Source organism: Yersinia ruckeri ATCC 29473, assembly GCF_000754815.1.
GTDB lineage: Bacteria > Pseudomonadota > Gammaproteobacteria > Enterobacterales > Enterobacteriaceae > Yersinia > Yersinia ruckeri.
Window position 1 is genome coordinate 61116 of record NZ_KN150748.1, and the last position, 20637, is coordinate 81752.

Consider the following 20637-nt stretch of genomic DNA (forward strand, 5'->3'; position numbering starts at 1 on the left):
GTTCCGGAGTTCAGGCAGCGCAGGCGCGTGGAGTTGTTTTTGGCAGAAAGCCAGGACAGCGGATCAAGTCAGATAAATTAGCCCCGAAGGTGTTAGCGCTTGTCGCTGAAGGCCAGTCCTACCGGCAGATTGGCCGGCATCTGGATCTGAGTAAAAATACGGTACTGGGAATAGTCAAACGTGAGCGAAAAAAGCAGGTGAATGAAATGGATAGTACCAACACTGACGGATACGAAACTCAGTAGTATTTGTAACGTTCAACTATCACCATATTCTGACAGGCCAGATGTGGCGAAGGCTAGAGGGCGATCTTACACATTTACGTACGAATCCTTACGCCTAGCCAATCTAGCCCCAAGATGACCCCATCCAGAACCCTACCGTGCGCTGCGCGGTTTTTGTGTTGGCCGAACACCTGGAATTGAGTGTTATTTAACCTCGACTCAACGGACTATTTTTCATTATCCACCCGAATTTATGATCGACAGTCACGCAATTCTCATCACGGTGAATATTTGTACTATTAACTTCGAATGGATGTACTTAATTTCGTAACCTGGTAGATAAATATCATTAATTTCGAACGTTATTACTGAACAAAATAAGCCTCTAAAAAGAGGAGTACTTTTCGAGCGGCTAAAGCCTGCTCTCTAAAGTAGCTCCCCTCGCTTTGCTCAGGGCAAATTACACATTGGCAATATAGAAAAAAAACAATAATAAGTAGCTCCCGGCTAAAGCCGGGCAAAAGAACTTCGCATAACCATAAGTTATTAACTAGGATTAATCCTACCGATCAGTTTCAGTCGCTAGTTCTTTCTTTTGTCTCCGACCGTTAAACTAATTCATTGCTGTAAGATTGGTTAAACGGCTCTCGCACAGCTCAAGCCTCAAAAAGATAGGTCTAGCAGGATGGGGGAGGTAACGGGATTATGAAAGCCTGGAACCGCTACGCGGGTCACCGGCGACCCTTACCAATAGCGTTTATCTTTTACATTGTTGTCGCCTGCATACGGCATAGCCGTATTGATCAGTATTCGATCAATCATGAACGATGGATCGGGTTTAACACTGGTTTTACAGGCAGGCAAAGTGCTATTCCAAAAAAAATGACGTAGGATTATGGGTTTAGCCATGAATTCAGATTGCCAGGTTTCTATGTCCACGTTGTTTATTGATTTACTAATCAAACCGCGTAAAAGATTTACGATAAAAACCCGCACGCATGATGCATTCGTACAATGCCTGGTTGCATACGTGCAATTACACTATGCGAGAGAGCCTGGTTGGTCATTGTACAAATATGGTACAAGCTGGGGATGTTTATGCCAGGTAGTTACACGGCCCTTTCTTAGCTGGCTTGAAAAGTTTAGAGATAACCCACGTATTAATGAAATCCTAGATACTTTTTTACCTCATATTCCAGAAAATGGAAATGAGCTCGATCCTCCAATAGCGGTATACATCCCGCTTTACTGGTTCTGTATAACAATACCTCCTGTTCGTGATCAAATACGGGACATGTGGCTGGGTAAGACTACTCATACTGTTTTGACTGCCCTACCACCGCGCATTACAGTGCCATCCCTAAGGCCTTCGGATTACTATCTACTGTATGAGGGACGGGCTGTAGCTCAGGATTTACAGCAACATTTCCAGCGGTGCTTAAATGAGAATATCCCTTTTATTGGGGTGTGGCATTATCGACCTAAACAACATACTTATGCGCACAGGTATGACATTCTCTTCTCCTGGGAGCCTTTTATAAAAAGCCATCCCCATATATTTGATAATCCAAAGTACCCTGGTATTGATAAGGTTATCCTGCGGCGTATCACACAAATCCTCAAAGATAACAAGCCATACGATGGTTTTGAAAAAGCACAGATACAGAGCCAGTTAACTAAAGGGCAGCTCAATATTCTCAAATTGAATTTTACGGCAGCGGAACAGCTGACTCTAGATCTGGTAAAGCTAACGCTGCAGCTGATTGAGGAAATGGAACAAAAGTTAGAAACTACCGAGGCTTTGGGAACAAAACTGGGGGTATTGGAATAATTAACTAGGGCGCTATTATCTAAGCGCCCTGGATGTTTTTTTAACTATTTCTACGCTGATTTAGAAGTTCAATGGCGGATTCCATTTCTGCGTATAAGGGGTTTGAGGGCCAGTCGTGCGAAAACCTACGCTAAGAAGATAATGGTCTGAAATATCAAGACTTATTAGACTGCATTTTTAGGTTCAAAACGTGGTTCATGGTTAGGAAGTTGGATCCATTTTTGTCCCTTAGTTTAGAGGCAAAATAGGGTGACAGGGCCATGATTTTCATCAGGTCAGGCAGCATAAGGTTGACGATTGATTAATATAAATACCGCTTTGATGCCCAATCCAAATTTCAGGCAGATCTTCAGGCAGATCTTCAGGCAGATCTTCCCTATGCTGCCTGTCGCAACCATCGCTCTGTTTTGAACTCCAGCCGACGTCTGGCCAACAACTCTTCTGCCTTGATACCGGCCTCCGCACTGTTAAAAACCATCCGACTACCACACAACACGCACTGGTACGGGTCCACATTCGTAAATTGTTTCATCAGCGACGCAAAGCCCGGCTTCTGCGGTTTTGCCTTCATTTCAATCCCCAGAGCGGTATAAACCCTCGGTAATAACTTCCCCCGTTTGCGGTTAGCCAGAAAACCGTAATATCTCACCATTTTAAAATGCCGTGACGGGATATGACTGATATAGCGCCACAGCATCTCTTCCTGGCTAAGTCGTTGTGTGTGGTGCCGCTGAGTCCGGTGGTCATAGTAATGATGAACAACGGCTCCGCCGTTGTAATGGCGCAACTTTGAGGCGGCAATGGGCGGCCGTTTCAGATAACGGCCCAGGTAGTTGACGTTTTGCCGGGCGTGCTTTGTCTTTTTGGCAAAGTGGATTTTCCAGCGCCGCTGGAACTGCACCTCAAGAAACTGGCACCACTCGCGATAATCCCGAACGTGCTCATAGCCGGCAGCGGGTAAGTCCAGCTCTGCATAGCTTTCCCGCAACAGGGCGATGACGGCCTGACGCCAGTAACGCTCAACGATTTTCTTTTTGAAGTAAACCGGTCGCCAGACACCGTGTTTGAGACACAGCCCCCCGCGGGTGACGGACAGATGAATGTGGGGATGCTGATTAAGCTGGCGACCGTAGGTATGCAGGGCCACAAACAGGCCTATTTCGATATCGAGCTTTTTGGCCCATTTCAGCAGGGTATTGGCGGCACAGGCGAAAAGTTTATTGAGCAAGGGCCAGTTGTTGGCAAAGGCAGGCCAGAGTTTATCGGGCATGGTGAAGGTAATGTGCTGCCATTCACAGTCGGGGAGAACATGCTGTTGCTCAGCAATCCATTGCTCGGTGGCCTTCATGCCACAGGCGCTGCATCCTTTGCTTTTGCAACTTTGGCAGAAGTATTTGGTGTGAGAACAGTGGGCGGAAGCACAACAATATCGGCGAACGCCCATTGCCCCGGTACCGCAAGCAAGCATCCGTTCGATGACGAGTTTGGTCCATTCTGGGACGACGTTACCGTGTTTTGCGAGTAACTGGCCCCAGCCATCATCAATTTGGAAGAGGAGTTTTGCGGGTCGGGGTATGTGCATACACGGGATTATAGCGAGCTATGATGGCTGAATAAAGTCACTTTCTAACAGAGTCTTAGCTCCCGCTGTAGGCGGGCTACGTTCGCAGGGGTGGCTGGTTGGCCTCCCCGCTTCACTGGCTTTTTCTCATGTGCATTTGTGCATAACAGAGCCTGCTGGCGGTTCAGGCGTATATCTGGGGTTCTCGATGGACGAACAAAGTGACGGAAAGGTATCCGCGATGACAGCATAGATTACGATTGCCCCACGGTTTTTCATACTCTCCTAATACTGAAACCGCACAAATACTCCGGCCGTTTGACAAAGAGATGCCGCCATTTGGGCGGATATAAGGACGTGATGCACAAAGGAATTGCGATCATCTGGCTTTATATATAAATTAGCTAAATTATCTAGTGGTCACAGTCGCGCAGGCTAAAAAATGGACGAACACGAGATTTACGAGCGCATCAAGCAGGTCCTGGTGGATGCCCCTCGCAACCAATACACCGCAGAGCTGCATCTGCAAATGATCAAATATGCCGATGAGCTGAAGAACATCACAGCCAAAGAGTTTTGTGAAGGGGTAGGCCTGCGAAGCAGCTTCGGTACGGAATTTAGCAAAATGCGCAATCTTACTCAGCGCCTGAAAGCTGCCGGACTCGACACAGCCAAACTATAACGACTCAAACTTAATTGTGCCGGGCCAATGCTCGGCACTGTAAGGAATAATCATGGCCATTAAGAAAACCGAACTTTACTCCTCCCTTTTGGCTAACTGCGACGAGTTGCGTGGTGGCATGGATAATGAGATGGACGCTCCTATGCCAGTCAGTACAAAGGCGACCCATACGGCATGATCGTCGTGCCGCAAGGTGCCATTTTTGACGATATGGTCGAGCTGAAAGGCGACAAAGAGATCGGCGATAGAATCAACAAAATCATCAGCGCGCTAGCCGAAGAAAACGACCTAAAAGACGTCGACATTAACGATTAAGACCTCTTAGGCAAAGGCAAAGAGATGATCGATCGCCTTTCTAAGCTGATTGGTATTTTTGAAGGCTGGATCTTTCCGCTAACCGTGCCGATGGTGATGATCTACTGGGCGATGCCTACGAATAATTAAGCCATCAAAGGAGGTTATTCATGAGTGAAACTGTATTTGAATATGGAAGTCGCTGGTTAAAGGCAGACTTCCATCTCCACACTCGTGCTGATCAAGAGTTTATTTATCGGGGTGAAGAGAATGACTATGTAAACCAGTATGTCGCCGCGCTAGCGAATGCTGGCATTGGCCTTGGTGTAATCACCAATCACAACAAATTTGATTTGGATGAATTTAAGGCACTGCGTAAAAAAGCCAAAAAATCAGGCATTGGTTTGTTGCCGGGCATTGAGCTATCCATCAAAGATGGTCAGGCTGGTGTGCACACCTTGGTGGTATTTTCGGATGAGTGGTTTAACAACAAAGAGCAAACCAACCATATTCAGACGTTTCTCAGCCTGACCTTTGCTGGTATCGCCAATTTTGAAGACGAAAATACGCGCTCTAACCACGATATTGTCGATACCGTTCGTGAGTTAGATAAATTTCACAAAGACTATTTTCTCATTTTTGCTCATGTTGAAGCACCCAACGGCTTATGGGGTGGGCTCGCGCCAGGGCGAATAAAAGATCTATTTGATAACGAGGCAGTAAGACGCAGAGCGTTGGCCTTTCAAAAAGTAGATACGCATGACAAACGTATAAAAATACAACAAGCGTTAGGTGATGCCTATCCTGCTGAGGTGCAAGGGTGTGATGCCAAACAGCTAACTCAAATGGCTGAGCGTAAAAAGGCCAGTTACCTCAAGCTAGGCTCATTTAGCTTTGAGGCGGTTAAGTTCGCGATGAGGGATAAGACTTCTAGAGTGCGTGCGGAGCTCCCTAGCTATAAGCATTCCTATATTCAAAAAATCCGTTTTGAAGGTGCCGGTACCTTGGGCGGTACGGAAATTTGCCTTTCGCCTGAGCTTAATACGCTGATTGGTATTCGTGGCAGTGGCAAGTCATCCGTGCTGGAAGGGGTACGCTACGCGCTGAATATTCCTTTTGGCGATAAGTCGTCTGACGTGGAATATAAGGAAGGCTTGGTAAAGCATCTACTGCGCAGTGGCGGCAAAATTACCATCGATGCCATTGACCGCCGTGGCCAGCCCTATCAAATTCGCCGCATATTGGGTGAGCGACCCGATGTGTATGTAAATGGTCAGTTGCAACCGGGCGTTTCTGTGCGTGAAACGGTATTGCACCAGCCGATTTACTTTGGCCAGAAAGATCTTTCAAGCACGGGCGCTGGCTTTGAAAAAGACTTAATTGAAAAGCTGCTAGGCGAAGCGCTGGTTCCTGTTCGGCAAAAAATTGAGCAAGGCCGCCAGCGGGTGATTGATGCCATTAATCAAATTCAACGCCTCACCCGAGCCGCAACGCAAAAGCAAGAATGGTTGCAGAAAAAGCAAGATGCAGAATTTAAGCTCAAGTTTTATCAGCAACACGGCGTAGAAAAAAAGCTGCAAAAGCAAATTGATTTTGACCGCGATGAAAGAAAGGCGCAGCAAATCATCCAAGGTGCCGAGCATTATCTTTCTGAACTCAACGGGTTTGTTGCCAGCTTTGAGGATGAGCTGAAGAACCAGGCGTCGTATAAATCTGCCCAGAATCAGTCATTTTTTGATGACTTTTTTGCAACCTATCAGCAGTTGATTACTGGCTTTGATGGCATAAAGCAAACGGTTCTAAACGGTCAAAGTACCGTTGCACAATTACAGCAGAAGCTGTCTGGCTTTGTGCAACAAAAGCAGGCGCTGAAGGAAGAGTTTGCGGAAATTGAACGGAAATTGGCCACAGAGCTTAAGCAAGCCGGCGCACAGGCGATTAGCCCGCAGGAGTTTAAGCAGCTTAAAAGCCTGTTAGACCAAGCGGAGCAAATGTTAGCCGTGCTAGCCAAGAGCGAGCAGCAATATGCGGATTTAAATCAATCGCTTGAGCGTAAATTAGCACAGCTTAACGATTTATGGCTGGAAGAGTACCGCACTATTGAGCAGGTGCTGAGCAAGATAAATCGGGTCGATTCACCACTTAAAATTGTGCCGCAGTTTAAAGCCAATAAAGCTTCCATGATCAGGCACATACAAGATTTGTATCGAGGTAGCCGTATTCGTGAGGCAACGTTGCAAAGTGTGGTCGATGAATACAGTGATTTTGCATCGGCCTATCGCGATGTTGAAAAACTAAAAAGCACGCTTGGCGGTTCTTTTGATACGTTTTGGCAGTATTTTGAAGACAACCTGGAAGCCTTATTAACTTGGCAAGTGCCGAATGTGTTCACCATTGAGTATCATGGTAAAGCACTGGCGCACCACTCGTTGGGGCAACGGGCATCGGCCTTGATGTTGTTTGTGTTAAGTCAGCAAGAAAACGACGTGGTGATCATTGATCAGCCAGAAGATGATTTGGATAACCAAACCATCTATGACGATGTCATCAAGCTTATTCGAGAGCTTAAACCTTCTACCCAGTTTATCTTCGCGACACACAACGCGAATATTCCGGTACTGGGTGATGCGGAACAGGTAATTGCCTGTGAGTATCAAGATGACCACATCGCGTTAGTCACGGGTAGCATTGACTGTGCTGAGGTTCAGCAACGCATTGTTAGTATTATGGAAGGTGGTGCCGAAGCCTTCGAAAAACGTAAGCAGGTATATGAAGCATGGAAACCGAAGAACTCTTAGCCATTATTGGCAGCGGTGAAGACTCAAGGCATCAGTTTAAACAAAATATTACGCGAGCCGAGAGTTTGGTGCCGGAGTTAGCGGCATTCAGTAATTCTAAAGGTGGTTTATTGCTCATTGGGGTGACTGATGAGGGCGGTATTCAAGGGTTAACCACTGAAGATATGGGGCGCATTAATCAACTTGTTTCGAATGCTGCCAAGGATGTTAAACCACCAATTTCCGTTACCACAGAAAATATTGCATTACCCAGTGGTATGGTAATGGTCGTTGATGTTCCTGAAGGCATTAGTAAGCCTTATATGGATGGCAACCTCCATGTTTGGGTAAAAAATAGCGCCAACAAATCCAAAGTCAGCGCACGAGAAGAGCTACTGAGAATGTTTCAATCATCAGCGCTAGTCCATGCTGATGAGGTATCTGTGAAAGGTAGCTCAGTTGCCGACATCGATCAGGAATTCTTCGACGCATTTTTCGAGAGGGAATACAGCGAACGGGTTGAAGACCAAGACATATCTCGTGTTCAACTGCTTGAAAACATGAACTTGGCAAAGGACGGCCAGCTAAACATCTGCGGCACTTTGTTATTTGCTTCAAGACCACAAATACGCTTACCCGTTTTTATTGTAAAAGCGGTGGCTTTTCCGGGCATTGATATCGAAGACGAGTATTACATCGACAGCCAAGACATCAATGGCAAACTGTCAGATGTGTTCCAAAAGGTTCTCGGTTTTGTGTTGGCTAACATTCGGCATGTGCAGAATGAGCAAGGGATTAACTCTGTTGGTGAACCAGAAATTCCGCGGATAGTGTTTGAAGAGCTTATTGCCAATGCGCTTATTCATCGCGATTACTTCGTATCGGCTCCAGTAAAGGTTTTAGTGTTTGCTGACCGGATAGAAATCGTGAGTCCGGGTCACCTACCCAATAATTTAACGATAGAAAACATTAAGATGGGTAACTCAAATGTTAGAAACCCAATCTTGGCATCGTTTGCTCCAAAAGTTTTGCCATATCGTGGGTTGGGCAGTGGTATAAAGCGGGCGATAAGAGCTTACCCTGATATTGAGTTTATTGACGACAGGGCTGGCAATGCGTTCAAAGCCATTATCAAGCGAGCGCAGTAAATAGGATTCTGTCGCATTAAGGCATCGTCAGGTAAAATGCTGAGTCTGTAAAATTTTTTGTGTAAATAGCGATAGAGGAGAGCATGAAAAAGCGTGGGGCAGTCGTAATCTACGCTGCCATCGCTGATACCTTTCCATCACTTTGTTCGCCTATTGAGAACCCCGGATACCAGCAGGCGAATTTATCCTGCAGCTCGTTATTCAGAACAGCGGTCCGAGTCTGTAACAAATAATGCGCCCCTTTTCTGCTCCACTGCATCTGCTGTTTTTTGGCCATTCGTCTGGCGATCACTTCATTTATCGTTGATTCCACAAACGCCGTTGAAACAGGCTCTCCGTACCGGTGCATTTCACCGTAGTTTGGGATCATCATCTTATTGTTCCGGATGTAGGTATACATTTCATCCAGGTGTTTTTGCAGGGATTTCATGCCTGCATAGTTGAGCTCAGGATCATCGCAATACGGGGTTCTACGCCGGAACCCCAGATTTTTCCGTCGTCAGGGTAAACTGACCGACCAGATTGCCTCCATCAATATGAAAACGATTAGCTAAACACTTCAAATACCGTATCCATTGCGGGCGTGGGTAACTGGATAAGTCTATTCACCCAGAAACCACCCCTTGGGATAAATTGTTATTTTCAGAAAGTGGTTGTACCCGACTTAAGTCAATTAAAATTAAGCTTTGGCTTCTCATTAGCTTTCTCCCATGCCTTTCTGGCCTTTGTGTAATCAGCTTTGATTGCATCGAAATGAGCCAACTCGGTGGTCACTACGCTGAGAGTGAGTGGTACCTCGTGAAATTCATCAGAGTGCGAATGAGCATCAATATAGCGTGACAGTGCAACCATCCGTTCATGTACACGGACAGCGATGGCTTCATCGAAAAACACCTGGTTGAGCGTGAACGTGATATTCTCGCGCCAACGGCGCACAACATTGTTGAATAGCTTTTTCTGGATGAAATCCTCATAGGCGGTTCGTAAGCTCCCGCAGGCTTTCTCCAACGCATCGTGTTGCGCGTCACCTGCTAACGTCTGCGCTGTATCAAAATATTTCTTCGCCCGGTCACGTGCGGCCCCCTCATAGTCTTCATGCGGAAACGCCAGCTGATCAATAGTGCCAGGCGTCTCAGTGCCGTCTCGCCAAACGGTACGCCCAGCAAAAGCCACCCCCATTTCCTCTGCGGCTGTCGCCAAATAGTTCGTGAACAGAATATCGTGGGTGAAGACAATAACCTGCCGTCGAGCAGCCTCCTCCACTAAACGCTGAGCAATCGATTCCTTACGCATATGATCCATGGACGTCACAGGATCATCGAACACGACCCCCACGCAGGAACCATTGAGTTCTATCTCCGTCAGAAAGTCTGCCAGTGCAGCTGCGGTCTGTTCGCCTTCACTTAGCACTCGAGAAGGATCGACACCAGTCATCTCAGCGTTGGCTATTTCGATCTTACGATCCGTAATGCCTGTATTGCCAGCGAACCGGAATTGCACGGGCAACACCAATCGCAGCGCCGTGCAGTTTTCCGTGAAGCGTGCGATGAAGTCTTGCGCAACAAGTTCTGTCACAAGGGCCTTCTGCTTGGCTGTAATCTTGCGCTGAATGGTGGAGAAACCAGAGATACAAGCATTGGCCTTCGCCACCCATTTTAGATCCTCGACAGCAGCAACGATGTCTTCATATTGACCAATAAGACGATGGCGGTCATTGAGTAACTGCTGTTCCGACAGAAGTTCCTCGATCAACACCTTGGGATCATTCAGTCGCAGCTTTCCATTGTCCTGCTGCAAGCGCTCCACTAATGCAACAATACGCTGTGAAACAGCGTCATGATCCAGTAGGGTTACTCTTGGAGATAATTCATTCACTATTGCCTGGGTTAAGGCCTCAATGACCAGCCGGAAACCTTCAATATGACTCGTGATGTCCGCCTCCAACACGGGATCTAATTCATGCAACGTGCGCCGAGCAGCACTCTCTTGAGCGAAAAAGGTTAGATCCATATTGCTAAGGGATACACCATAGCTCGTCAACTTCTCTCTAGCTGTCGCCAACTGCGTTTCGATATCACTGTTGACTAACTGATAAAACCGCAACAGGCGATTAACGCTGTCTGTATCTAGCGTCTGATGGCACAACACGCAGCGCGCGTCATCAGCCCTCGGTGGAAACGTATCGTGCGGGTAGGCTTCCTGGCTATAGGTGATCGCAGCAAACAACAAATCTCGCCATGCGGTCGTTCCAACGGGCTGCACCGGCTCGCTGCCAAGCTGAGCTGCAGACAATGCAGCCCCTTTCTCGACCAGTAAACTGATCTGTGTTGCAGACTCGGAAATGTTCTTCACAGTCTCTGATTTTACACCTGTCGCCAGAGACGAAATGGAGGCTTTGACAGCGTTCAAATCTATGATGCGCTGTTCGTTCTTTTTAATGACTTCCTTTGGATCAGTAGTCCGCAGTTCGGTAAGTTGCTGCTCAACCGTCTGGAGCCGAGCAGCCTCGGCATCACCGAACACTGCGAACTCTTTTAATCTCATCAGATCAGTTTGTGCAGTCAGCGAGGCGAGCGTGATTGCCACCACCGACTTGCTGTCTTGGATGACGAATTTGTCCGTCGCTGGCGTGCGCCGTGTGATCTCGTCGTTTAACTTGGTTTGCAGTTTGCTTAAAGCAGCCACCATCCGTGGAAAAACATCGAATAGATAGGGCATGACCTGGAATGCATTGCGATCATCTAGGTGCACGCGAACGCAGGTCGCGTCGAAAACGGCGAAGCCATCACGCAGTCGCTGACACGGCTCTTGATGGACAAATGTAATGCTCGAACCATCATCGAAGGAGAACGTCGCCGTTGGTTTGGGCTGCTTGTCCTTTGCGAGCTTCACGTCGCCCAGAATCCCAGTATCTTTCGACCGCGTAAAGCATGCAGACTTCAACATGCGGGCATAGCCAGACTTACCTGCCCCATTGGGACCATAGACCACCGTCAGATTGGGTCCAAAGCTCAAAGTTTGGTCAACAGCTAGAGCGTTAACCCCTGAAACCGATGATATCGCAGTCAATGTACTGACGACCGTTGGTTCGTTTACCTGAAACTGTGGCAGCGTCATGTTGCAAACCATGCGGTTAGCTCCAGAGCTTGCTAGGTTTTGGTCAATAAGGTATTCGGCAAATATCTCATCAATAACTTTATCGGGCAGGTCAACTTCCGTCACTAGTTTACTGAGCAGGAAAGACTGCCAGCTAGGCAGAGTTTTTCCCCAGGCGGACAACTCGTCCATTATGTTAAATGTTGATTGCGTTGTGGCGCTCATGTTCTTAATCCATCGAGTAATTTAGCCCCGTCCGGTCGTAATTCACCTTTGGGTGAAACATGCCGGTATAACGTCTGCCGGGTAATGTTCAACTCTTGGCACAAATCGCTAACCTTGGTTTCTGATTGCCCCATTGCTGCCATGGCCAGTCGCAGTTTAGCTGCTGTCATTTTAAAGGGTCTTCCTCCTTTTCGGCCGCGAGCTCGCGCTGAAACCAGACCAGCGACCGTGCGTTCCTTAATTAATTCGCTTTCAAATTCAGCCAGAGCGGCAAAAATACCAAAAACCAGTTTTCCTGCAGCTGTTGTCGTATCGATAGCTGCACCTTGGCCTGTTAACACTTTAAGGCCAATACCACGTCCTGTCATATCATGCACGGTATTGATTAAGTGACGCAGGTCACGACCAAGTCGATCCAGTTTCCAGACAACCAGCGTGTCTCCTTCACGCAGGGCTTTGAGGCAAGTTGTAAAACCGGGGCGATCTTCACGTTTTCCTGACGCACTATCTTCATAGAGGTGGTCTGGCATTACACCGGCAGCAATCAATGCATCATGCTGTAAATTATTTGTCTGCGAACCATCCGCTTTTGACACTCGCATATAACCAATTAACATTTCTCACCTGTCACATATACGTTCGATTATGTGACACTCTGATTTTGAGGTCACAATCTGTCAATGAAGGTCACATTACCCGTCATTTAAATTATGACACGTAAAGGTGTAATTTTAATGATAATGTGACAATTACGTTTTTAAGGGGTATGCATAAGGATCAAGGATGGCCAATAAAAATAAACTCCTCAGTATTCTTTCGGACGCCGAGCAGGAAGCATTATATGGTATCCCTGATTTCGATGATGCACAGCGGCTGGAGTTTCTGGCTCTGGATGAATCTGAATTGGAACTGGTGAACAATCGTAAAGGGCTTCATGCTCAACTCTTTTGCATTCTGCAAATCGCTTACTTTAAAGCCAAACACCTGTTTTTTCGCTTCGGCTGGGATGATGTTCAGGACGACTGCAAGTTTGTTCTGAGCCGTTATTTCCCGGGAGAGCCACCTCCAGACAAATCTCCTTCTAAGCACGAGCGCTATGCTCAGCGGGAAAATATCTGCGCGCTGTATGGTTACCGACCATGGTCATCAGCACTGTCTTCACAGCTTGAACAACAGGCCGCTCGGATTGTTCACCGCGATGTGACCCCCGGCTTTGTCGCCACTGAGCTGATTATCTGGCTCAACGCGCATAAAATCATCCGCCCCGGCTACACCACACTTCAGGAACTGGTGAGCCAGGTTCTTTCTGATGAAAGGCAGCGGCTGGGACGTATTCTGACGGAACAGCTTGATGACGCCGCCATTGCTGACCTAAAAAAACTGATTGAACGGGATGATACCCTTTCCCGACTTGCGGTCCTCAGGCAGGATGCGCGTGACTTTGGCTGGCGTCAGATGGTCCATGAGCGGGAGAAACGGGCCATCCTGGAACCGCTGCATCGCAAGGCCTGCGACATCCTGCCAGCGCTGAATATTTCTCAGCAAAATCTGTTGTACTACGCCAGTCTGGCAAATTTCTATACCGTTTACGATCTCCGCAATCTGAAGCCTGAGCAGACCCGCCTTTATCTGCTGTGTTATGCCTGGATCCGTTATCGCCAGTTCAGCGACAACCTGGTGGATGCTATGTTTTTCCATATGAAACAGCTTGAAGATGAGAGCCGCAGTGGCAGGCCGTTGACGGTATGACGGCGTTAATCCGGCGTCACTTGAGGCCATTATATCTGTCACTCGACCTCACCAGCGTGGTTCAGGACAGCCCCTGGGCTGAGGCGCTGAGCTGGCTAAGAATGGTGTTCAGCAAAAAGCAGACGCTTTTGCAGCGACCACTGGCGGAATGTCCGCCGGAAACATTACCGGAACGCCTGCGTCCATACCTGCTGGAGTTTGGTGAAGATGGCGAGCCCACAGGCCTGAATGCCGGGCGCTATGAGTTCTGGCTCTATCGTCAGATAAGAAAGCGTTTTAAGTCGGGGGAATTCCACCTCAACAACAGCCTCCGGCACCGCCATCTTTCAGATGAACTGGTACCGGAAGGGGAACAGGCCGCAGTGCTGGCTGCAATGAACATCCCCTTTCTGCAGAAGCCAGTTAAAACGCAACTAAAGGCGCTGGAGTCCGAACTGCATCGGCAATGGAAAGCGTTTAACCGCGAACTAAAACAGGGGAAACTGAAACATCTGGAATACGATCAACAAACGCAGAAACTGACCTGGCATAAATCCGTGGTCAGTCGTCATAAAGCGCAGGAGAAGAGTTTTTATGAACAACTGCCATTCTGCGATGTAACCGACGTTTTCCGCTTTGTTAACGAGCACTGCCGGTTTCTGCCCGCCATGAAACCGCTGCAGCCTCGATATGCCAAAAACGAAGTTGATGCAGACAGCCTGATGGCTGTCATCGTTGCCCAGGCGATGAATCATGGTAACCATGTGATGGCGCGAACCAGCGATATTCCGTTTCATGTGCTGGAAACCACGTATGAGCAGTATCTTCGGCTGGCATCGCTGCTCACGGCCAATGACTGCATCACCGATGCCATAGAGGCACTGCCGATTTTCCCGCTCTATTCGTTTGATCCGGGAACGCTTTATGGGGCCGTTGACGGACAAAAATTTGGCGTTGAACGACCGACAGTAAAAGCCCGGCATTCGCGTAAATACTTCGGCCGCGGTAAAGGCATGGTGGCCTACACGCTGTTATGTAACCACATCCCGATCAACGGATACCTGATTGGCACAAACGACTACGAAGGCCACCATGTCTTTGATATCTGTTACCGCAACACTTCAGAGGTTAAACCCACGGCCATCACCGGGGACATGCACAGCATCAACAAAGCCAACTTTGCAATCCTGCACTGGTTTGGCCTGCGCTTTGAACCTCATTTTACGGATTTGAACAGGCAGCTACAGGAGTTGTATTGCACCCGAGACCCATCGGCCTATAAAAAATGCCTGATTCAACCCGCTGGACAGATTGACCTGAACCTTATCATCCGTGAAAAAAGCAACCTCGACCGCATTGTCGCCACGCTGGGGCTGAAAGAAATGACGCAGGGAACGCTGATCCGCAAACTGTGTACGTACACAACAACCAACCCGACAAGACAGGCGGTATTTGCATATGACCTGCTGGTTCGCAGTATTTACACGCTAAAGTATCTGCGGGATCCGCAGCTGGAACGCAATATCCGTCGTTCTCAGAACCGGGTTGAATCTTATCACCAGCTACGCGCCGCGGTAGCCAAAGTCGGCGGAAAGAAAGAGTTAACCGGGAAAAATGACATTGAAACGGAAATCAGTAATCAGTGTGGGCGGTTGATCTGCAACGCGATCGTTTACTACAACTCCGCGATCCTGTCTCGATTGCTGGAACGACTGGAAACGGAAGATAACACCAAAGGCATTGAGGCTCTGCCCCGGATATCACCGGTGGCCTGGCAGCATATTTTGCTGAACGGGCATTACATCTTCCAGAGCAACAATGAGATTATTGACCTGGATGCGCTGGTTGCCGGGCTGAAACTGAGATGACGGAAAAATCTGGGGTTCCGGCGTAGAACCCCTATATATCACTTCATCGTAACGAAACTAAGCAAAACTTCAATATTTGGGTTTATGGCGAAAAAAATGATCTAAAGAGAGGTAGTGGGCTGTTCGTACCGCAAGAAGGCGTGACCTTTGACCACCATTTTCTATTGCCAAAAGATGGTGCAGACTTTGTGTTTTTTGCTGGAACTTACAAGTTATCTGTTTTTGCTCAAGGGATTGGCCAGAGAGTTCCTACCAAGTTGATGACCATTAACTTAACAATTAGCGAGTCTGAATCCAGATCGTTAATTGAACCATGCAGAGGAATCTACTTCGATTGGGGACCAGATCAACAGAGCTATCATTCTCATATCGCGGAAAAGCGCCCCGAGAAGAAAAAAATTGACCTAAATGCCATGGTCGAGAGCCTTAAGTTAGATTGACAAAATTTTGGCGGGTTCCCGCTTACAACCCCTATTAAGTATTTTCGGCTGTCTTTCAACCGGATAGGGTTTTAACACTCGTTTAAGGAATTGATAGGCCGCATTTTTATTTCGTTTAGGCGAAAAGTAAAAATCTAATGTAGTACCGTGCTTATTAATGGCGCGATAGAGATAAAACCATTTTCCGTTGACTTTGATATAGGTTTCATCGAGTTGCCATGAGGAGTCGGCATGCGTAAATTGATATCGTTTCAATTTCTGACGAAGTATGGGTGCATATTCAATAAACCAACGGTAAATGGTAGAGCGATGAACGGAAATCCCACGCTCTGCCAGCATATCGCTGACATTGGCATAACTCATCGGGGTTGAACCGTACCAACGTAAGCACCACAGGATGATCTCGGGTGCAAAATGTTTCCATTTGAAATCGCTAGGGGTCATGTGGGTTCATTGAAGAAGGGATGAATAGCCTCAGTTTTCATGACAACTCCATTTTTTGCAACAAGCCCGTCTTAACCACTGCTGGCACTGGTTTGCGGTGATATCCTTTTTTTTTATTCTGAATCATCTTGTGAATACAGCTTTTTTTATCTATTTTCATTGTTTTCCCTAAAGTATTTATATGATTATCATCTTTTGTGAGCCAGTCTAAAACTTCCGGGCGTAAATAGGGACTCATTTTGCAGGTGAAAAATACTCGCTTTTCCAGCACTATCTCTTCCCTCTCGGTATTTTCACCGTTTTTATTTTGAAAGTTAAAAATACGGCTTTGGTTTGCGTTAAGACTTTGACTTATATTTTTTCCTTTGGGTTTATGTGTTTCACAAATATCCTCAAGCACCTGAATAACGTTATCCAAAGCATCCAGCTCTTTGTATCGACCGTTTTCGGTAAGGCTGGCATCACCCAGCATCAGGCTGTCTTCAAAATACCTATTTTTTCGGATATTAACATCATCGATAAACTTAATCTGTTCTTCCGTGAGTGTCAGATCTATATATTGGCAGTCTCCCAGTATTTTATTTAGATCATGACTATATTGGTTTATGGTAAAACCACGGTATAAAAAAATGGCTTTGAGTTTTTTCTCTATGGCCTGTTCTGCCATCCACCAAAATTGATTTATGAATTGCAACGAATAGCAAATACGTGCTGCCAGATAATCATTATCTGCACTTCGGCGAAAACATTCAGTTGCGATAATATTTAATACCGCAGCAGGGACTTCAGACTTCGTTACATCAGACATGTGGTTAGCCTTATAGAGAGTAAGTTATTATGACCATCATTTCGTGCTACTTTCTACAAAAGGCACGAAATGATACTGCAATCCAAATCGTTTTGTGTTTGCAGTATATCACAACTAAACTAACCTGTGTGGCGGTGCGGGAATGTCCTGATTTTCGTCGCCCTTGGCTTTACCCTCAGAGTACCAATATCTGTAATCACTATGTAAGTAAGTGGCAATTTTAACTTTGCGAATGCCAATTAAATTTTTTCTATAAAAAACAATAGTATAAACAACATTAAAAATTACTTGCTTGAGCGGGTAGATTGAAGTATTATATAATTTAGGTTAATTTTATTTGACGCTATTTATATTGTTGTTTATAGTGCATCCTTTCTCATTAAGGATGGACACTTACTATGCCAGTTAATAAAGTTCTTGTAGTTAAACGTCTTAAAGAAATCTCTGGTTTTTCCCCATGCGATAGCACCGAACGCGACTCTTGGGAACTCGAAGCTAACGAACTGTTGCGTTTATGTGGACTCAAAGGAATTCACATCCGTACTGTTGTTATGCTTTCCCGCCATAAAACAACCATCACCCCAGAAGAGAGTAACCTTATTTCGTGGAAGTCATTTATTGAAGCGCTAAGTCGAGTCATTACTCAGATGGACAAAGATGTTGCGGTTGAAAAAAAATATGACAACCATAAATAGTCACTATTATATTTGATGTTCTGAGGACTGACGTTCGTCAGTCTCCTCTTTTTCAGCACCGTTTGTCTTCTGCCAATCCATCTTGGCTTTACCCTCAGAGTGCCAAATGTCGCTTTTGACCCCCTTGCCGCAAAAGTCGTCATGCTCATAGGCATTATAAATCAATAGGATATGTTGCTATTTGGCGACCTTGCTCTATGGGGGCTCACAGTCGCCACCCTTCCCCCCCGATTTTTACCCCCTTCTATATTTGGCTTTATCCCGCCAGTACCGGAAACTCCCAAAAAATCACCCTTTTAGACAATGACCGATCACCGATTTATTTTGTCGCTTTCAATAGCATCTTTTGCCTTATTCACAATACGTATAACCGTTCTTTCAGATACACCCGTGAGCCTTGCTGTATCCCTGATACTTTGACCATTTTTGATACGTAGCTCTATTATTTTCTCATGCAAAAGATGATCGGCCCGCCGTCCCTTAAATTTCCCCGCCGCTTTGGCTTTGGTTATTCCCTCTTCCTGGCGCCGTCGCCTGTCACTGTAATCTTTACGCGCAATAGCAGCCAACATATCCAGCATCATGCCATTAATGGCTTTCAGCATGGCCAGAGTAAACTCATCAGGTACATTCGGAGTCAGTGCCATATGACTTGTGGGTAAATCCAGGCTAACAACGACAAGTCTTTTTTCCTGGATAAGATGTTTTAGTTTCTGCCATCCCTCTTCATCCAGTCGGGATAGTCGGTCGACCTGTTCGATAAGAATAATGTCACCGGGAGCAGCATCATCGAGCAGCCGTAACAGTTCTGGCCGCTGGAGTGATGCCCCGGACACATTTTCGGTGTACCAGCTGGCCATCCGAAAACCTTTCTCTTCAATAAAGGCTTTCATCCGGTTTTTGGCTCGGAGTGCGTCTTGTTCTTTCGTCGAGGCGCGGAGATAGCCGTGAATGTACATTTTTTTCCCATAAGTGACTTTTAGGTGATGATCATAATGTACATGACAGATAGGTGATGATCCAATTGTCATTTTCAGAAGACAACCGCACATATTTTAGAAGTCGAATGCACTGTAATAATAAAGGGCAATCTAAGAAATCATTGAGCGTTTCTGAGTATTATCCAACAGAGTGTAAACTTGATCCCACGTGTATCTGTTGTCTTGCCGAAAATTTTGTGTTTCAGTAACGTAATACCAGTTGTGGCTAATCTATTTTAATCTCGGTTCTGTTGGACTGCGGTCTTGTTAGATGGCGTCTGCGAAACGTGATGGTTGTTCTGGCAAGCTAGTGTTATGGTCAGCCGTTTTCTTTCGCATTGCCAGCGTTTCATGATAGTGCTGTGCGCTTGCTGTCTCTATAAAGTCCACATCACTTCCAGCTATTTCATACACTGCATTTTTAATATCTTTCAAACTGACGTTGAAAAACTCTTTGCGCTTGTTTACCAGATTGGTACGTTTTTCACTAAAACGTTGGTGTAACGTATTTTCAAGTGTTGGGGCATCTTCACAATGGATCATGGCGTGTACATCGAATAAGAATGGTACTGAGGCACTCCCTAGCTCATCTATACGATCCTGCGGATCAAGGCGCCGAGTCATCCCTATTTTGAAGACGTTATCTCCAAATGCACCGAGATTTGAGATCACGTAAACGTGGCCACGTTTAGTCTGTTGAGCCATACTGAGTGCTTTCTGCCCCTTCAGTTCGGCTTCAGCCAACGCTTCTTGCAGTGTGTCAATTTTCTCCTGATATATTTTTGCCTGTTCGGCAGTCATTTTCGCTAATTTCGACTCCATTTCCTTCCTGGCTTTATCAAGGGCTTTATGTGCACGCGCTTCTTCAGCTTCGGCTTCCTGAATTGCACGGTCAATTTCTTGCTGTGCTTTGCGCTCTTCCGCCATTTGGGCGCGAATTTCACGTTGTTCGTCTTTCTCGTCCTGTTTTTTGATTTTATACTCGTGGACTAAATTGAGTTCCTGAAGCTTGAGTTGGAGAAATTCTGGGCTAATATGAATATCGTTAACCTCATTCAACACATTGATTTTGTTGAATGCTGCTAGAATGCGGTCATGCATAACAGACCAATTTTTAAAGGTACAGTTTGCGATGGCTGCGTCACATTCACCGTTGAAGGCGCGGGCGGTCAAGTTAATACCTCTAGTGGTCATTTTTTTACCTTCAGACCGGGAATTATGTACCTGCCATTCAGTACCACACCAGATCGCACCTCCGGTGACTTTGATGCGTAATAGCGTTTTCTGTTTTTGCCGATTTTCACGGACTGCATCTTTAAATTTTTCTGATGTGTCAAAATCAAAGTGGGGTTCGTAGGCTCCCATTTCGGCAAAGTCAGCATCTTCACGGTATATCGAAATAGCCCGTTCGAGGTCGTCGTAGATGCTTTTTTTTGTTGCATATGAACTGCGCAACTCTTTGATTTGTTGCTGAATGAGTATGCTACTTTCTTGTGCATCAGTCAGCAGATCAGTGGCTTCTTGCTCCAACAGCGCGGCCGCCGCTTTTGCTGTGTTAATCTTAGCTTGTGATTCGCTGTTTGCTTTTGAAACGAGTCGCTGCGCTTCAGCTTCTGCATTCATAATTGGTGCAAAACGTTCAAGTTGCGCTAATTTTGCGTTATCAGCGGCCGTTACTGACTTTAATTTCTTTAGAGTAAATAGCAGTGTGATAGTAAGCAAAATGACAATAACAGTGGCCGCAATTGTTGAAAGGTAAACTAAGTCCATTTATCCATCCTTTTGAAATTTTTAATAAAACTTACACCGTAAAATTTACCATTATAGTAATGACAT

The 20637-nt window shown here is 46.3% G+C and carries 12 protein-coding genes and 5 pseudogenes; 9 read left to right on the top strand and 8 right to left on the bottom strand.

Going from position 1 to position 20637, the window contains the following annotated elements; translation table 11 throughout:
• Positions 1–245: pseudogene (locus DJ39_RS16885) on the top strand (helix-turn-helix domain-containing protein); the annotation flags it as partial.
• Between the two features lie 910 nt (positions 246–1155).
• A complete protein-coding gene (locus tag DJ39_RS16890; RefSeq protein WP_139127572.1) occupies positions 1156–2055 on the top strand; it encodes a hypothetical protein in 900 nt (299 codons plus the stop codon).
• A gap of 376 nt (positions 2056–2431) precedes the next feature.
• Here the strand turns inward: DJ39_RS16890 and DJ39_RS16895 are convergent, their stop codons facing one another.
• Positions 2432–3637 carry an IS91 family transposase gene (locus DJ39_RS16895; protein ID WP_004722065.1) on the bottom strand — a complete coding sequence of 402 codons (1206 nt, stop codon included), beginning with the start codon at positions 3635–3637 and terminating at the stop codon, positions 2432–2434.
• Positions 3638–4058: 421 nt separating this feature from the next.
• On the opposite strand from DJ39_RS16895, the gene DJ39_RS16900 reads away from it, so the two are divergent.
• The 4 genes and pseudogenes from DJ39_RS16900 (at position 4059) to DJ39_RS16910 (ending at position 8517) form a co-directional block, all read left to right on the top strand.
• Positions 4059–4298 (top strand): HTH-like domain-containing protein, encoded by a 240-nt coding sequence (locus DJ39_RS16900; protein ID WP_004722063.1) that lies wholly within the window; start codon positions 4059–4061, stop codon positions 4296–4298.
• A gap of 52 nt (positions 4299–4350) precedes the next feature.
• A pseudogene (locus DJ39_RS17670) lies at positions 4351–4735 on the top strand (type I restriction endonuclease subunit M); the annotation flags it as partial.
• A 27-nt stretch (positions 4736–4762) separates the two neighbouring features.
• On the top strand, positions 4763–7390 hold the full coding sequence (locus DJ39_RS16905) for a TrlF family AAA-like ATPase (protein WP_004722060.1): 2628 nt from the start codon (positions 4763–4765) through the stop codon (positions 7388–7390).
• Positions 7369–8517 (top strand): RNA-binding domain-containing protein, encoded by a 1149-nt coding sequence (locus tag DJ39_RS16910; RefSeq protein WP_038251888.1) that lies wholly within the window; start codon positions 7369–7371, stop codon positions 8515–8517. The genes DJ39_RS16905 and DJ39_RS16910 overlap by 22 nt, the downstream gene beginning before the upstream one ends.
• Positions 8518–8626: 109 nt before the next feature.
• On the opposite strand, the pseudogene DJ39_RS16915 reads toward DJ39_RS16910, so the two are convergent.
• The 3 genes and pseudogenes from DJ39_RS16915 to DJ39_RS16925 form a co-directional block, all read right to left on the bottom strand.
• A pseudogene (locus DJ39_RS16915) lies at positions 8627–8980 on the bottom strand (ISKra4 family transposase); the annotation flags it as partial.
• 206 nt (positions 8981–9186) lie between these two features.
• Positions 9187–11838 carry an AAA family ATPase gene (locus tag DJ39_RS16920; RefSeq protein ID WP_115175337.1) on the bottom strand — a complete coding sequence of 884 codons (2652 nt, stop codon included), beginning with the start codon at positions 11836–11838 and terminating at the stop codon, positions 9187–9189.
• Complete coding sequence (locus DJ39_RS16925) at positions 11835–12455, bottom strand: recombinase family protein (RefSeq protein WP_004722053.1); 621 nt, start codon at positions 12453–12455, stop codon at positions 11835–11837. Before DJ39_RS16925 ends, DJ39_RS16920 begins: the two co-directional genes overlap by 4 nt.
• 166 nt (positions 12456–12621) lie before the next feature.
• Between DJ39_RS16925 and DJ39_RS16930 the strand changes: the two are divergent.
• Together DJ39_RS16930 and DJ39_RS16935 are read left to right on the top strand one after the other, a co-directional pair.
• Positions 12622–15434: pseudogene (locus tag DJ39_RS16930) on the top strand (Tn3 family transposase).
• 140 nt (positions 15435–15574) lie between these two features.
• Positions 15575–15874, top strand: coding sequence for a hypothetical protein (locus DJ39_RS16935; RefSeq protein WP_050777622.1), 300 nt, complete (start codon positions 15575–15577; stop codon positions 15872–15874).
• A 33-nt stretch (positions 15875–15907) separates the two neighbouring features.
• Here the strand turns inward: DJ39_RS16935 and DJ39_RS16940 are convergent.
• Together DJ39_RS16940 and DJ39_RS17180 are read right to left on the bottom strand one after the other, a co-directional pair.
• Positions 15908–16318 (bottom strand): annotated as a pseudogene (locus DJ39_RS16940) (IS6 family transposase); the annotation flags it as partial.
• Positions 16319–16355: 37 nt separating this feature from the next.
• The gene (locus DJ39_RS17180) at positions 16356–17126 is read right to left on the bottom strand and encodes a HEPN domain-containing protein (RefSeq protein WP_004722046.1); all 771 of its coding nucleotides are present in this window, start codon (positions 17124–17126) and stop codon (positions 16356–16358) included.
• Between the two features lie 398 nt (positions 17127–17524).
• Here DJ39_RS17180 and DJ39_RS16950 point away from each other — a divergent pair, with 398 nt between their 5' ends.
• Positions 17525–17821: a hypothetical protein gene (locus DJ39_RS16950; RefSeq protein WP_038251890.1), complete on the top strand. Its 297-nt coding sequence runs from the start codon at positions 17525–17527 to the stop codon at positions 17819–17821.
• A 311-nt stretch (positions 17822–18132) separates the two neighbouring features.
• Here the strand turns inward: DJ39_RS16950 and DJ39_RS16955 are convergent, their stop codons facing one another.
• Both DJ39_RS16955 and DJ39_RS16960 read right to left on the bottom strand, forming a co-directional pair.
• A complete protein-coding gene (locus tag DJ39_RS16955) occupies positions 18133–18780 on the bottom strand; it encodes a recombinase family protein (protein ID WP_038251892.1) in 648 nt (215 codons plus the stop codon).
• A 288-nt stretch (positions 18781–19068) separates the two neighbouring features.
• Entirely contained in the window at positions 19069–20571 is a 1503-nt protein-coding gene (locus DJ39_RS16960) for an SNIPE associated domain-containing protein (RefSeq protein ID WP_004722040.1), read from the bottom strand.
• Positions 20572–20637: the final 66 nt, after the last annotated feature.